Source organism: Billgrantia sp. Q4P2, from assembly GCF_052806135.1.
In genome coordinates this window covers 17,263-28,913 of record NZ_JBRBAI010000006.1, presented here as the reverse complement: position 1 = coordinate 28,913, position 11,651 = coordinate 17,263, and the positions used below count along the sequence as shown (strand labels likewise).

11 protein-coding genes are annotated in these 11,651 nt (G+C 64.0%); 6 read left to right on the top strand and 5 right to left on the bottom strand.

All coding sequences use genetic code 11. From position 1 onward, the window contains the following. Window positions 1–2: 2 nt before the first annotated feature. Window positions 3–1,505, bottom strand: a complete 1,503-nt coding sequence (glcD, locus tag ACUY1T_RS11925) for a glycolate oxidase subunit GlcD (protein ID WP_446023042.1) — start codon at window positions 1,503–1,505, stop codon at window positions 3–5. Window positions 1,506–1,707: 202 nt separating this feature from the next. Between glcD and glcC the strand changes: the two genes are divergently transcribed. Continuing rightward, complete coding sequence (gene glcC, locus ACUY1T_RS11920) at window positions 1,708–2,484, top strand: transcriptional regulator GlcC (protein WP_446023040.1); 777 nt, start codon at window positions 1,708–1,710, stop codon at window positions 2,482–2,484. Between the two features lie 38 nt (window positions 2,485–2,522). Here the strand turns inward: glcC and ACUY1T_RS11915 are convergent, their stop codons facing one another. Continuing rightward, window positions 2,523–4,226: an L-lactate permease gene (locus ACUY1T_RS11915; protein WP_446023039.1), complete on the bottom strand. Its 1,704-nt coding sequence runs from the start codon at window positions 4,224–4,226 to the stop codon at window positions 2,523–2,525. Between the two features lie 360 nt (window positions 4,227–4,586). Between ACUY1T_RS11915 and ACUY1T_RS11910 the strand changes: the two genes are divergently transcribed. Beyond that, window positions 4,587–5,294, top strand: coding sequence for a glutathione S-transferase N-terminal domain-containing protein (locus ACUY1T_RS11910; protein WP_446023038.1), 708 nt, complete (start codon window positions 4,587–4,589; stop codon window positions 5,292–5,294). Window positions 5,295–5,422: 128 nt separating this feature from the next. After that, window positions 5,423–5,776 carry a phasin family protein gene (locus ACUY1T_RS11905; protein ID WP_446023036.1) on the top strand — a complete coding sequence of 118 codons (354 nt, stop codon included), beginning with the start codon at window positions 5,423–5,425 and terminating at the stop codon, window positions 5,774–5,776. A gap of 96 nt (window positions 5,777–5,872) precedes the next feature. On the opposite strand, the gene ACUY1T_RS11900 is transcribed toward ACUY1T_RS11905, so the two are convergent. The 3 genes from ACUY1T_RS11900 to uraD form a co-directional block, all read right to left on the bottom strand. Then, a complete protein-coding gene (locus ACUY1T_RS11900; protein WP_446023034.1) occupies window positions 5,873–6,484 on the bottom strand; it encodes a phosphoribosyltransferase in 612 nt (203 codons plus the stop codon). A 159-nt stretch (window positions 6,485–6,643) separates the two neighbouring features. After that, complete coding sequence (locus tag ACUY1T_RS11895; protein ID WP_446023033.1) at window positions 6,644–8,026, bottom strand: uracil-xanthine permease family protein; 1,383 nt, start codon at window positions 8,024–8,026, stop codon at window positions 6,644–6,646. Between the two features lie 304 nt (window positions 8,027–8,330). Then, a complete protein-coding gene (gene uraD, locus ACUY1T_RS11890) occupies window positions 8,331–8,861 on the bottom strand; it encodes a 2-oxo-4-hydroxy-4-carboxy-5-ureidoimidazoline decarboxylase (protein WP_446023031.1) in 531 nt (176 codons plus the stop codon). A gap of 199 nt (window positions 8,862–9,060) precedes the next feature. Here uraD and uraH point away from each other — a divergent pair, with 199 nt between their 5' ends. The 3 genes from uraH to ACUY1T_RS11875 all read left to right on the top strand — a co-directional run bounded on the left by uraH (window position 9,061) and on the right by ACUY1T_RS11875 (window position 11,591). Beyond that, window positions 9,061–9,414, top strand: coding sequence for a hydroxyisourate hydrolase (uraH, locus tag ACUY1T_RS11885; protein WP_446023029.1), 354 nt, complete (start codon window positions 9,061–9,063; stop codon window positions 9,412–9,414). Window positions 9,415–9,506: 92 nt separating this feature from the next. After that, window positions 9,507–10,718, top strand: coding sequence for a urate hydroxylase PuuD (locus ACUY1T_RS11880; protein ID WP_446023027.1), 1,212 nt, complete (start codon window positions 9,507–9,509; stop codon window positions 10,716–10,718). 186 nt (window positions 10,719–10,904) lie between these two features. Then, entirely contained in the window at window positions 10,905–11,591 is a 687-nt protein-coding gene (locus ACUY1T_RS11875) for a GntR family transcriptional regulator (protein ID WP_446023535.1), read from the top strand. Window positions 11,592–11,651: the final 60 nt, after the last annotated feature.

The window sequence follows — 11,651 nt, the reverse complement described above, 5'->3', positions numbered from 1 at the left end:
GGTCACTCCTGCCCACCCTGCTGCGTGGTAACGCCAGTATCCGCCGCGCTCTTGATGGTGCGGAACTCCGAGCAGCGCGCCGGGGTGGGAATGTTCTTGCCCGGGTTGAGCAGGTCGCGAGGATCGAAGGCGGCCTTGGCGGCGCGGAAGGTGGCCAGCTCGTCGGGGCGGAACTGGGCGCACATCTGGTTGATCTTCTCGCGGCCGACGCCGTGCTCGCCGGTGATGGTGCCGCCGACCCGGACGCACAGCTCGAGGATCTCGCCGCCCAGCGCCTCGGCCACGGCCAGTTCGCCCTCGCGGTTGGCGTCGAACAGGATCAGCGGGTGCATGTTGCCGTCGCCGGCGTGGAACACGTTCGCCACGCGTAGCCCATAGCGCTCGGAGAGGTCGCTGATGCCCTTGAGCACGCGGGCCAGCTCGCGCCGCGGGATGGTGCCGTCCATGCAGTAGTAGTCGGGCGACATGCGCCCCACCGCGGGGAAGGCGTTCTTGCGCCCGGCCCAGAACTTGGCGCGTTCGGCGTCGTCGCGGGCCTGCTGAATGCCGGTGGCGCCGGCTTTCTCGAGTACCGCGCGCACGGTCTCGCAGTCGTCGTCGACGTCGGCCTCGACGCCGTCGAGTTCGCACAGCAGGATCGCCTCGGCATCCACCGGGTAGCCGGCGCCAATGAAGTCCTCGGCGGCAATGATGGCGAGCTTGTCCATCATCTCCAGGCCGCCGGGGATGATGCCAGCCTCGATGATGGCACCCACGGCGTTACCGGCCTTCTCCACGTCGTCAAAGCTGGCCATCAGCACCTTGGCCACCTCGGGCTTGGGCAGCAGCTTGACGGTGATCTCGGTGACCACGCCGAGCATGCCCTCGGAGCCGTTGAACAGTGCCAGCAGGTCGAAGCCGGGGGCGTCCAGCGCGTCGCTGCCCAGCGTCATGCGCTCGCCCTCGATGGTCAGCACCTCGACCTTGACCACGTTGTGCACGGTGAGACCGTACTTGAGACAGTGCACGCCGCCGGCGTTCTCGGCCACGTTGCCGCCAATCGAGCAGGCGATCTGCGACGAGGGGTCCGGCGCGTAGTAGAGCCCGTAGGGCGAGGCCGCTTCGGAAATCGCCAGGTTGCGCACGCCGGGCTCGACCCGGGCGATGCGCGCCTCGGGATCGATCTCGAGGATGCGCGAGAAGCGCGACAACACCAGCAGCACGCCGTGCGTAAGCGGCAGTGCGCCGGCGGAAAGGCCGGTGCCGGCACCGCGGGTCACCACCGGCACGCCGAGGCGATGGCACTCCACCAGCAGGCGCTGGACCTGATCGAGGGAATCGGGCAGCGCCACCAGCAGCGGCAGCGTGCGGTAGACGGAGAGTCCGTCGCACTCGAAGGGGCGCATGTCCTCTTCGCGGTGCAGCAGGGTCATGCCCGGTATGGCCTGGGTGAGGCTGTCGCGAATGGTCGCCCTGTCCAGCTTCGGCGCCGGGCCGTCGAGTCGTTCGTCATAGAGGATGTTCATGCAAGCGCCTCAATTGCGAGTCTTGGCGGCAAGGTTGTCCTGGTGCAGGGCCCCAATCTGCGCCTTGCGAGACCACCTGTCCAGTCTGCGGTCTACTGGTATTACCAGTTATTTTTGGCTATGTTGGAAATTATTTTCATCATAAACCATGGCGCATTCGGCCGACCGACTCAAGGTGAACTTCACAGGTCCGGAGGAAGACATGTTTCAGGGTAGTGAACAGATGCTGCCGATGCGCACGCCCGATGCAGTGGCGGCGCGTCTCGAGCGACTGATCCTCGATGGCGTGTTCCGCCCAGGACAGCTGCTGCCATCGGAGCGTCGCCTGTGCGATCGTCTCGGCGTCTCGCGGACCTCGTTGAGAGAGGGGCTGCGCGTACTGCGCAGCAAAGGCATCATCGTCACCCGGCAGGGGCGGGGTTCAGTAGTAGCGGAGCTGGTGACGGGCCGCGACGACAGCCCGCTGATGCACCTGTTCCGTGATCACCCGCGCACCCTGTTCGACCTGCTGGAGGTGCGCTCGCTGCTCGAGGGCGAGTCGGCCAGGCTGGCAGCCGAGCGTGCCACGCCGGCCGACCGAGTCATGATCCAGCGCCGCTACGAGGCCATGGCGGAATATGTCGAGGCTGGCGAGGAAATCGACGTCGAGCGGCTGGCCCATCTCGACCACGCCTTCCACTTGGCGATCTGCCAGGCCTCCCACAACCCGGTATTGGTGCATACGCTGCAGTCGCTTACCGACCTGCTGCTCAGCTCCGTGTTCGCGTCGGTGAAGAACCTCTACCATCGCGAGGTGCCGCGGCAGATGATCAACCGTCAGCATGCCCGCCTCCATCGGGCGGTGATGGAGGGCAAGCCCGAGGCGGCCCGTCGCGCTGCGCTCGATCATCTCGCCGGCATCGAGGCGCAACTGCGCGAGATCGAGGCCGAGGACCAGCGCCTGGAGCGTTCGGCCATGCGTTTGAAGGAGTGGGGGTGACGCCGCTGTCCGGAAGTCGAAAAGCGGCGTCGGTGTGCTTAGCCGCTGACCCGCAACAGCGGATCCGACACGCCTAGCACATAGAAACCGACCATGGCGATCGCGCCGGCGAACACCAGGTAGTAGAGCGTCGGCAGGATGGTCTTGCGGATGGTCTCGCCTTCGCGGCCGAGCAGGCCGACGGTGGCCGAGGCCGCTACCACGTTGTGAATGGCGATCATGTTGCCTGCCGCGGCCCCTACGGCCTGCAGCGCCACCATGAAGGCGGTAGAGAGGCCGAGCTGCTGGGCCACGTTGAACTGGAATTCGGCCAGCATCAGGTTCGATACGGTATTGGAGCCGGCAATGAAGGCCCCCAGACCGCCCACGGCAGGAGCGAAGAAGGGATAGACATCGCCCACGCTGTCAGCGACGAACTGGGCCATGGCCACCGGCATGGAGACCAGGTCGGCGGCATTGACACCGGAGTTGATCAGGATCCGCACCATGGGGATGGTGAAGATCAGCACGAAGCCGGCGCCGAGCAGGGTGCGCGAGGACTCGCCGAAGGCGGCCTTGAGTTCACCGATGCGCATGCGATGCAGCACGGCAGTGACCAGCACCACCATCAGCAGGATGCCGCCCGGCAGGTAGAGCGGGGCAATACTGCCGGAGACGCCCGCCTCGCCGAGGATATTGGCCCAGCCGAAGGTCCAGGCATTGAGCGCTTCACGCAGCGGGTCGATGGTGCGCGAGGCGACCAGGAAAACGGCCAGCAGTACGTAGGGCAGCCAACCCATCCAGGTGGAGAGCGGTGTCTTGCCGGCAATATCGTCGATCTTGATCTCGAACTTGCCGATCCAGCCTTCCGGCCAGGCGTCGCGCTCGGGGAAGTCCCAGCTGTCCTTGGGTAGCAGGAAGCCGCGTCGGGCCGCCGGCACGACGATGGCCAGGCCCACCATGGCGCCGATCATCGAAGGGAACTCCGGCCCCAGCAGCACACCGGCCAGGGTGTAGGGCACCACGAAGGCCACGCCGGTAAAGATCGCGAACGGGGCGATGGAGAGCCCCTCCTTCCAGGAGCGGTTGGCACCGAAGAAGCGCACCATGATCACCACCATGATCAGCGGCATCAGGATGCCCACGATACCGTGCACGATGGCCACTTCGGCCGCGATCAGGCGGAAGTATTCCAGCCAGGTGTAGCCGCCTGCTTCCAACTGCTCGGTGATGGCGTTCGAGTTGATGCCACCGGTCACGCCCACCACGATCGGCGTGCCGACGGCACCGAAGGAGACCGGGGTGGACTGGATCATCATGCCCACGACCACGGCGGCCAGTGCCGGGAAGCCCAGCGCCACCATCAGCGGCGCGGCAACCGCGGCCGGCGTGCCGAAGCCCGAGGCACCCTCGATGAAACAGCCGAACAGCCAGGCCACGATCAGCGCCTGCACGCGGCGATCGGGGCTGATACCCGAGAAGCCGTTGCGAATGGCTGCAATACCGCCGGAGTGCTTCAGCGTGTTGAGCAGCAGGATGGCGCCGAAGATGATCCACAGGATCGAGACGGTCAGGATCAGACCTTGAAACGTCGAAGCCAGCACCCGGTTGAAGCTCATCTCCCAGGCGAACAGCCCGATCAGTGCCGTGACCACGAAAACGATGGGCATGGCAGTTCTGGCAGCCATGCGAAAGCCAATCAGCAATACGCCGGCCAGTATCAGCGGCGTGAAGGCGAGTAGCGCTAGGGTTGTATCCGTCATGACGTTTCCTCGGATTTCTCCTTGTTAGAGACCGGCAGGTGTGGGCCACCCGGCGGGGCACCCCCTGCCTGTACCGGCAGGGGTGCCAACGATACGAAGAGCGAACGGAAGTTGCCATCCTTGGATCATTGGTCTTACCAATATTGGGCTTTCTGGCGAGGCTTGCCGGAAAATTTTTTGTCTATGAATAACAACGAAATAGAAGTGAGTGGTGCGTGTGATCAGTCGTCTTGGCGCCATTCGTTATTAGACTAATGGACAAGATGCTGACTCCGGCTTAGTCGAGCGTGGTGCGATTGGCATCCTGCCAGGAAGGCTGGCACTATCCAGAGACGACAATCGATTTCGCCAGGAGGCGTCATGGCAAGGGTTCTTTTTGATCTCTGCGGCATCGACGAAGGGCTGCGCTTTTCCCCCTACTGCTGGCGCGTGCGCTATGCCTTGGCCCACAAGAGGTTGGAGGTGGAAACGCGCCCGTGGCACTTCAGCGACAAGGCGGCGCTGGCCTTCGCCGATTACGACAAGGTGCCGGTGCTGGTCGACGGCGACGAGACAGTCACCGACAGCTACGAGATTCTGCGCTACCTGGACCGCATCTATCCCGAGGCCCCTCTGCTGGGCGAAGGCGTGGCTGAAGCCCGGGCGCGTTTCTTCAAGCACTACGCCGAACGTGCCCTGCACCCGGCGATGTTGCGTACCATCGTCATGGACCTGCTCAACGCCATCGATCCCAAGGACCGCGACTACTTTCGCGAAACGCGGGAAAAGCGCTTCGGGCGTACCCTCGAAGAGTTCCATTCGCCCGCCAAGGGCCTGGCGCAGCTTGATGCTGCCCTCGAGCCCCTGCGAGGCTGTTTGAAGGAGGCCGACTTCATCGATGGCAAGGCACCCGCCGCGGCCGACTATCTGGTGTTCGGCTCCTTCATGTGGGCCAGGGTGGTGTCCACTGCCGACCTGGTTTCGAATGCCGACCCGGTCTATGGCTGGATCGAGCGCATGCTGGATCTACACGACGGGCTCGGGCGCAGGGCCATGCGCATAACGGATATCGAAGGCGCCTATCGCTGACGCCGTGCAGGGAATGCGACCTGTATGCTGCACTGCACAAAAAATGTTGAAAAGCACAATCCGGGGTGCTATGTTGCATTGCAACAAGGCGCAATCCTGCCTTGGCAACGCAACGTAGGAGGTGTCTCATGAGCAAGACCCAAGACAAAGCAACCCAGCAATTCGAATCTCTGTTCATCGCTCCGGCGCGTGCCTATGGCTCGCTGGCACTGGAGTACTACGAGAAGCTGTTCTCGGCCCAGCTGGAAGCCTTCCGCAGCTACTCCGACCTGAGCCTGGCCCAGGCCCGTGCGTGGGTCGACGTCAAGGACTCCGAAGGCCTCAAGCAGGTGTTCGAGACTCAGCAGAAAGCCGTCAAGGAGCTGGGCGAGCGTCTGCAGGGCGACACCAAGAAGGTGGTCGACCTGAGCCAGGAGTTCCTGCAGAAGGGTCAGCAACTGACCGAGCAGAACGTCAAGGCTGCCAGCGCCGCGACCAAGTAAGTCGCCGCACCGTCGCTGACGAAGAAGGCCGTCGCCCCTCGGGGTGGCGGCCTTTTCTTTGCTCTGTGAAAGCTCCTCCCCAGCTTGGGGCGGGCGTCATTTACCGAGCAGCTCCATGACCTCTTCCTCCTCGACCTGACCGAAGTCAGCGTAATACTGACCGACTGCCATGAAGCTGTGCGGCGCTGCCAGGCACACCACCTCATCGGCAATGGCTTCCAACCGGGTGACGGCGCTGGGCGAGGCTACCCCGAGCGCCGCAACCAGGCGCTCGGTGCGGCCATGCAGGGTCTTCAGTGCTGCCTCCATGGTGGCGCCGGTGGCACTACCGTCGTCGACGATCACCACCACCCGGCCCTCGGGTGGAATCGGCGGGCGAACGGGACTATAGCGTTGGCGTCGCTCCCCAAGCAGCTTGCGCTGCTGCTCTGCCTCGCGCTCGACAGCCTCCCGCGAGAAGTGCGAGGCAGCTTCCTCGAGCTTCATGGTGCCGTCCTCGCTGATGGCGCCGATGGCGAACTCGGGGCTGCCCGGGGCGCGTATCTTGCGCACCAGCACGACGTCGAGCTCCCCCTCGAGGGCATCGGCCAGATAGCGTCCCATGGGCACCCCGCCGCGGGGAATGGCCAGGACCAGGGGGTTGGCGCCTTTCAGGTGAGAGAGGCGGTTGGCGAGTTGCTCGGCAGCGTCCAGGCGATCGCGAAACATGGCGCATCCTCCTCATGGTGTTGCTGTCACCAGTGTAGAACCCAGGAGGACAGTAGTCGGGAGCAGCGTCAGGATGAAGGTGGCCGGGCGGAGAGAAGGGGGGAGAGGGGAAGAGGAGAGCCAAAGCCGGCCCAGGCAAGCCTGGGCCGGCCACGAAGGCTAGACGTTGGAGCGCACCTCGCGCTTTGCGGCTACCGGCTCCTCGGCGGCCTTGCGCCGCGGCTTGCCTGGCAGGATGGCATCCAGCAGCAGGGCGGCCACGGCGGCCGGTACCAGGCCCGACTTCAACAGCAGGCCGGCCTGGCCCGGCATGGTTTCCGATATCGCTTCCACCGCGGGCAGCCCGATACCGAGACTCAGCGACACTGCAATGATCAGCATGGCGCGCTGGTCGAGTTCGCACTCCTTGATGATCTTGAGCCCGGCCGAGGCAATCATACCGAACATCACGACGCCGGCTCCGCCCAGTACGGCGTGGGGCATGGCAGCCACCAGGCCCCCTAGCTTGGGAAACAGGCCCATGGCAATCAGCAACAGGCCGCCGATGGTCACCACGTGGCGGCTGACCACGCCGGTCAGGGTGATCAGGCCGACGTTCTGGGCATAGGCAGTGTTGGGCAGGGTATTGAATACGGCGGCGAAGGAGGTCGCCACGCCGTCGGCCATCACGCCGCCCGAGAGCTCCCGATCGGTGGCCGGTCGGCCGGCCCCGCCGGTCGTGATGGCCGAGATGTTGCCGATGGTCTCGAGCCCCACCACGAACATGATCAACGTCATGCCGACGATCGCGGTCATGGAGAACTCCATGCCGTAGACGAAGGGCTGGGGCAGGGCGAACCAGGCGGCATCGCGCAGGTTGGTGAAGTCCACCATGCCCAGTGCAATGGCGACCAGGTAGCCGGCCAACAAGCCGAACAGGATCGAGGACGCCTTGATGAAGCCGCGACCCAACTGGTGCACCGCGATGGTCACCACCAGCACGAAGAGGGCCAGTGACAGGTTGGTGGGAGAAGCGAAGTCCGCGGAACCCACGCCGCCAGCGGCATAGTTCAGCCCTACCGGCATCAGGGTGATGCCGATCAGCAGTACCACGATGCCGGTCACCACTGGTGAGAACCAGTGGCGAATCTTCTTGAGGAACGCCCCCAGCAGGATCTGTAGCAGGCCGGCGATGAAGGAAGCCCCTAGCACAGCCGGCAAGCCGAAAGCCTTGGCCAGCGGCAGGGCAACGGGCAGGAAGCCAAAGCTGGTGCCTTGCACGATCGGCAGGCGGGCACCGATGGGGCCCATGCCGATGGTTTGCACCAGGGTGGATACGCCGGCCACGAACAGGGCGACCTGGATGAGGAAGATCTGCTCGCCGGCGGTGGCACCGATCACGCCGGCAATGATGATCGGCGGCGTCACGTTGCCGGCGAACATCGCCATGATGTGTTGCAACCCGAGTGGAATCGCCTTGCCCAATGGCGGCATGGCGTCAGGATTCTGGTTGATGGTGCGTGAAGGCTTGGTTGGCTGAGAAGGCTTTCCAGCGTCGGTCATGGTCAGGCTCTCGGTTGTTGTTGTCGCAGTGGTGCGTGTCCATGCACCACACCCTGCCAAGAAATGTACACAATACGTTGTCTTTTAAAAGACAATTTGCTGTTATTTTTGTCTACGAGAATTGATTTTTGTTTAAAAGCAATAGCTTGAAAGTTTTATTTTGACCGTTTGGTCATGTTTTCTGGCTGTCGACGATGCTCGAACGGCAACGAAAAAACCCGCCACGATGTCGCTGGCGGGTTTCCATGGGCCGATAGCACTGCGCCATATCGCAGGCCGGCCGAAGGCCGGGAAGTCTGCGAGATCATCGATTCGCGACACGCTCCTCCAGGCGGAAGCGGGCGATGCGGTTGATCTGCTCGATGGCGGTACGACGCTCCTCCTCCTGCGAGTTCTCCAGGCGGGTCTCGAAGGCGGCGAGAATGGCATGGCGATCGCTGCCTTTCACGGCCATGACGAAAGGAAAGCCGAACTTTTCCTTGTAGGCGGCATTGAGGCGCTCGAAGCGGGCCATCTCCTCGGGCGTGCACTGGTCGAGCCCGGCGCCGGCCTGCTCGCGCGTGGAGTCGTCGGTCAAATCTCCGGCGATGGCGGCCTTGCCCGCGAGGTCGGGGTGGGCGCGAATCACCTCGAGCTGGCGTTCCGCCGTGGCGCTGCTCAGCGTCTGGCCCATGGCCTCGGCGAGGCCTGCCGGGGTGTCCTGCGCCGGCTGCAACCCGTGCTCCCAGGTCAGCTCGGCCACCCAGGGGGAGTGCTCGTAGATGTCGCCGAAGCGGGCCACGAATTCGTCGCGGTCGAGCGTGCTGGGGCGCGGCGCGAGTGTCTTGTCGTTCATCGTGATCTCCATGGTCAGGGCTGTCATGCAGTGATCGAAGCATGTCATTTCAAAAGTGTATACAAAAAAACTTTGAAATGTACCACCAAAATAGCTAAAACTGTCTTCATGATAGCGCGGCGAGCATCGGCTCCCGCCAGGCACTGGCTTGACCCGAAGCTGCCGCAGGCAGTCTCGGGCTAACGACAGGAGTAACGAGATGGGACGACTGACCACTCACGTGCTGGATACCGCCCAAGGCCGCCCCGGTGAAGGCATCCGTATCGAAGTCTATCGCCTGGATGGCGCGCAGCGCACGGCACTCAAGACGGTGACCACCAATGACGATGGCCGCTGCGATGCACCCATCCTGGAAGGCGACGACTTCCAGGTCGGCGAGTACGAGCTGGTATTTCATGCCGGCGATTACCTGCGTCGGCAGGGCATCCAGGCCGACGAGCCGCGCTTCCTCGACGTCATACCGCTGCGTTTCGGCGTGGCCGATGGCTCTCAGCACTACCATGTGCCGCTGCTGTTGTCGCCCTACGGGTACTCCACCTACCGCGGCAGCTAAGGAAGTACCAAGGCAAGTACTTCTCGCCTATTCAACTATGGCTGCGCTCGGCTCTGGGCCGTTGAACAACAACACTGATCGAGACCCCTAAGATGCAAGCTTACCTGCTGGAATTCGTCAATTTCATGCTGCGCTGGCTTCACGTCATCGCGGCCATCGCCTGGATCGGCGAGTCGATCTACTTCGTGATGCTGGACAACGGACTGCGCAAGCCCAAGGCAGCCGAGGATCGCGACAAGGGCGTGTTCGGCGAGATGTGGGCCGTGCATGGTGGCGGCTTCTATCACAACCAGAAGTACGCGACGGCACCTGCCAAGCTGCCCGAGGATCTCCATTGGTCGTTCTGGAAGTCCTATACCACCTGGCTGTCCGGCTTTGCCCTGTTCGTACTGCTCTACATGACCAACCCGGGCTTCTATCTGGTCAACCCCAACAGCAGTTGGGAGTGGGCCGCCAACCTGAGTGGCTGGCAGGCCAACGTGCTGGCGCTGGTGTTCCTGCTGGCGGGCTGGGTGATCTACAACGAGATGTGCAAACGCATCAGCCCCAACATGGAGCGCGACGGGGTGCTCAGTCTGGCCGTCGCCGTGCTGATGATCGTGGTCGCCTACCTCAGCGTACAGATGTTCTCGGGGCGTGCCGCCTTCCTGCTGACTGGTGCGGTGATGGCCACCGCCATGTCGGCCAACGTGTTCTTCTGGATCATTCCCGGCCAGCGGCGCATGGTCAACGCGATGAAGGCCGGCGAGCAGCCGAACCCGCTCGACGGAAAGCGTGGCAAGCAGCGCTCGGTGCACAACACCTACTTTACCCTGCCGGTGGTGCTGCTGATGATCAGCAACCACTACTCGTTCGTGTACAACCACGAATACGCCTGGGTACTGATGTCGCTGTTCATCTTTGCCGGTGCGCTGATCCGCCAGTTCTTCGTACTGATGCACATGGGCAAGATCCAGCCGGCCTACCCGGCGGCGGGCACGGCGCTGATCCTGGTCGCCTTCTGGCTGGCGATGCCCGGTGGACAGGCCACGACCGGTGGAGCGACCCTGGCGGAGGCCGAGGGGCCCAGCTTCGAGGAGGTTCACGCCCTGATCGACCAGCACTGCGTGGCCTGTCATTCGCGCGAGCCGACCCAGCCGGGCTTCTCCGCGCCGCCTGCCGGCATCGCCTACGACAGCGCGGACCAGATTCGCGGGCAGAAGGAGCGCATCCAGCAGGTGGTGGGCAGCAAGTACATGCCGCTTGGCAACATGACCGGCATGACTGACGAGGAGCGCGAGGTCATCGCCGCCTGGTCGGAGTAGTCACCCGCCGAGAACCGCAGACGCCCCAGCTCGCTCTCGGCGGCGCTGGGCGTCTTCATTGGTTCGATAGTTGATGGAGGTTGCGTATACAATGGCTACCAGTGTTGGCATGCGAGGAGGGGGATCATGAACCAGCGGCAGCGTCTGGCCGAAGCTGGCGATGCGGGCAAGGCCAAGCCCCGGCGCATGGGCAAGAATGGCGATGGCGCCGAGCGGCATGAGGCGATCTACCGCACTATCAGCGATGCCATCATCGAACATCGCCTGCGCCCCGGCGCGCGCCTGCGCGAGGATGCCCTGGCCGAGGTGTTCGGCATCAGCCGTACCGGCATCCGCAAGATCCTCCAGCGCCTGGCCCTGGAACAGTTGGTTACCCTCACGCCGCGCCGCGGTGCCAGCGTCACGCGCCCCACCGCCGACGAAGCCAAGGACGTCTTCGACGCTCGCCAGATGGTGGAGTGCGGCCTGATGCCTGAAGTGGCCCGGCGTATCACCGCCGAAGACGTGCGGGAACTGCGCGACATGGCCCGGCGCGAGCGCGAGGCGCTCAAGTCGGGCGAGCAGAGCCGCGCGATCAAGCTCTCCGCCGCTTTCCATGAACGTCTGGCCCAGCTATCGGGCAACGCCACCCTGGCCGCTTTCGTCGGCCAGCTCTGCTCGCGCTCGTCGCTGATCCTGGCGGTCTACGGCAGCTCGGGGCATCTGGGCTGCGAATCCCACGACCACGACGACCTGATCGGCTATCTCGAGGCACGCAACGGCGAGCGTGCCACGGCCTTCATGAGCCGTCACCTCAAGGCGATCGAGGCGTCGCTGTCGATCGTCGAGGAGGAGGCGGAAACCCCCGACCTGCATCGCATATTCGGGGCCTGACCGACACTCGACGCCTCTCCATTCCTCACAGCAAACCGCCGGACGCCCAAGCGTCCGGCG

What these genes read in the sequence shown, in the direction of transcription:
- glcD (WP_446023042.1), bottom strand. Translation starts at nt 1,505, where the DNA reads ATGAACATCCTCTATGACGAACGACTCGACGGCCCGGCGCCGAAGCTG.
- glcC (WP_446023040.1), top strand. Translation starts at nt 1,708, where the DNA reads ATGTTTCAGGGTAGTGAACAGATGCTGCCGATGCGCACGCCCGATGCA.
- ACUY1T_RS11915 (WP_446023039.1), bottom strand. Translation starts at nt 4,226, where the DNA reads ATGACGGATACAACCCTAGCGCTACTCGCCTTCACGCCGCTGATACTG.
- ACUY1T_RS11910 (WP_446023038.1), top strand. Translation starts at nt 4,587, where the DNA reads ATGGCAAGGGTTCTTTTTGATCTCTGCGGCATCGACGAAGGGCTGCGC.
- ACUY1T_RS11905 (WP_446023036.1), top strand. Translation starts at nt 5,423, where the DNA reads ATGAGCAAGACCCAAGACAAAGCAACCCAGCAATTCGAATCTCTGTTC.
- ACUY1T_RS11900 (WP_446023034.1), bottom strand. Translation starts at nt 6,484, where the DNA reads ATGTTTCGCGATCGCCTGGACGCTGCCGAGCAACTCGCCAACCGCCTC.
- ACUY1T_RS11895 (WP_446023033.1), bottom strand. Translation starts at nt 8,026, where the DNA reads ATGACCGACGCTGGAAAGCCTTCTCAGCCAACCAAGCCTTCACGCACC.
- uraD (WP_446023031.1), bottom strand. Translation starts at nt 8,861, where the DNA reads ATGAACGACAAGACACTCGCGCCGCGCCCCAGCACGCTCGACCGCGAC.
- uraH (WP_446023029.1), top strand. Translation starts at nt 9,061, where the DNA reads ATGGGACGACTGACCACTCACGTGCTGGATACCGCCCAAGGCCGCCCC.
- ACUY1T_RS11880 (WP_446023027.1), top strand. Translation starts at nt 9,507, where the DNA reads ATGCAAGCTTACCTGCTGGAATTCGTCAATTTCATGCTGCGCTGGCTT.
- ACUY1T_RS11875 (WP_446023535.1), top strand. Translation starts at nt 10,905, where the DNA reads ATGGGCAAGAATGGCGATGGCGCCGAGCGGCATGAGGCGATCTACCGC.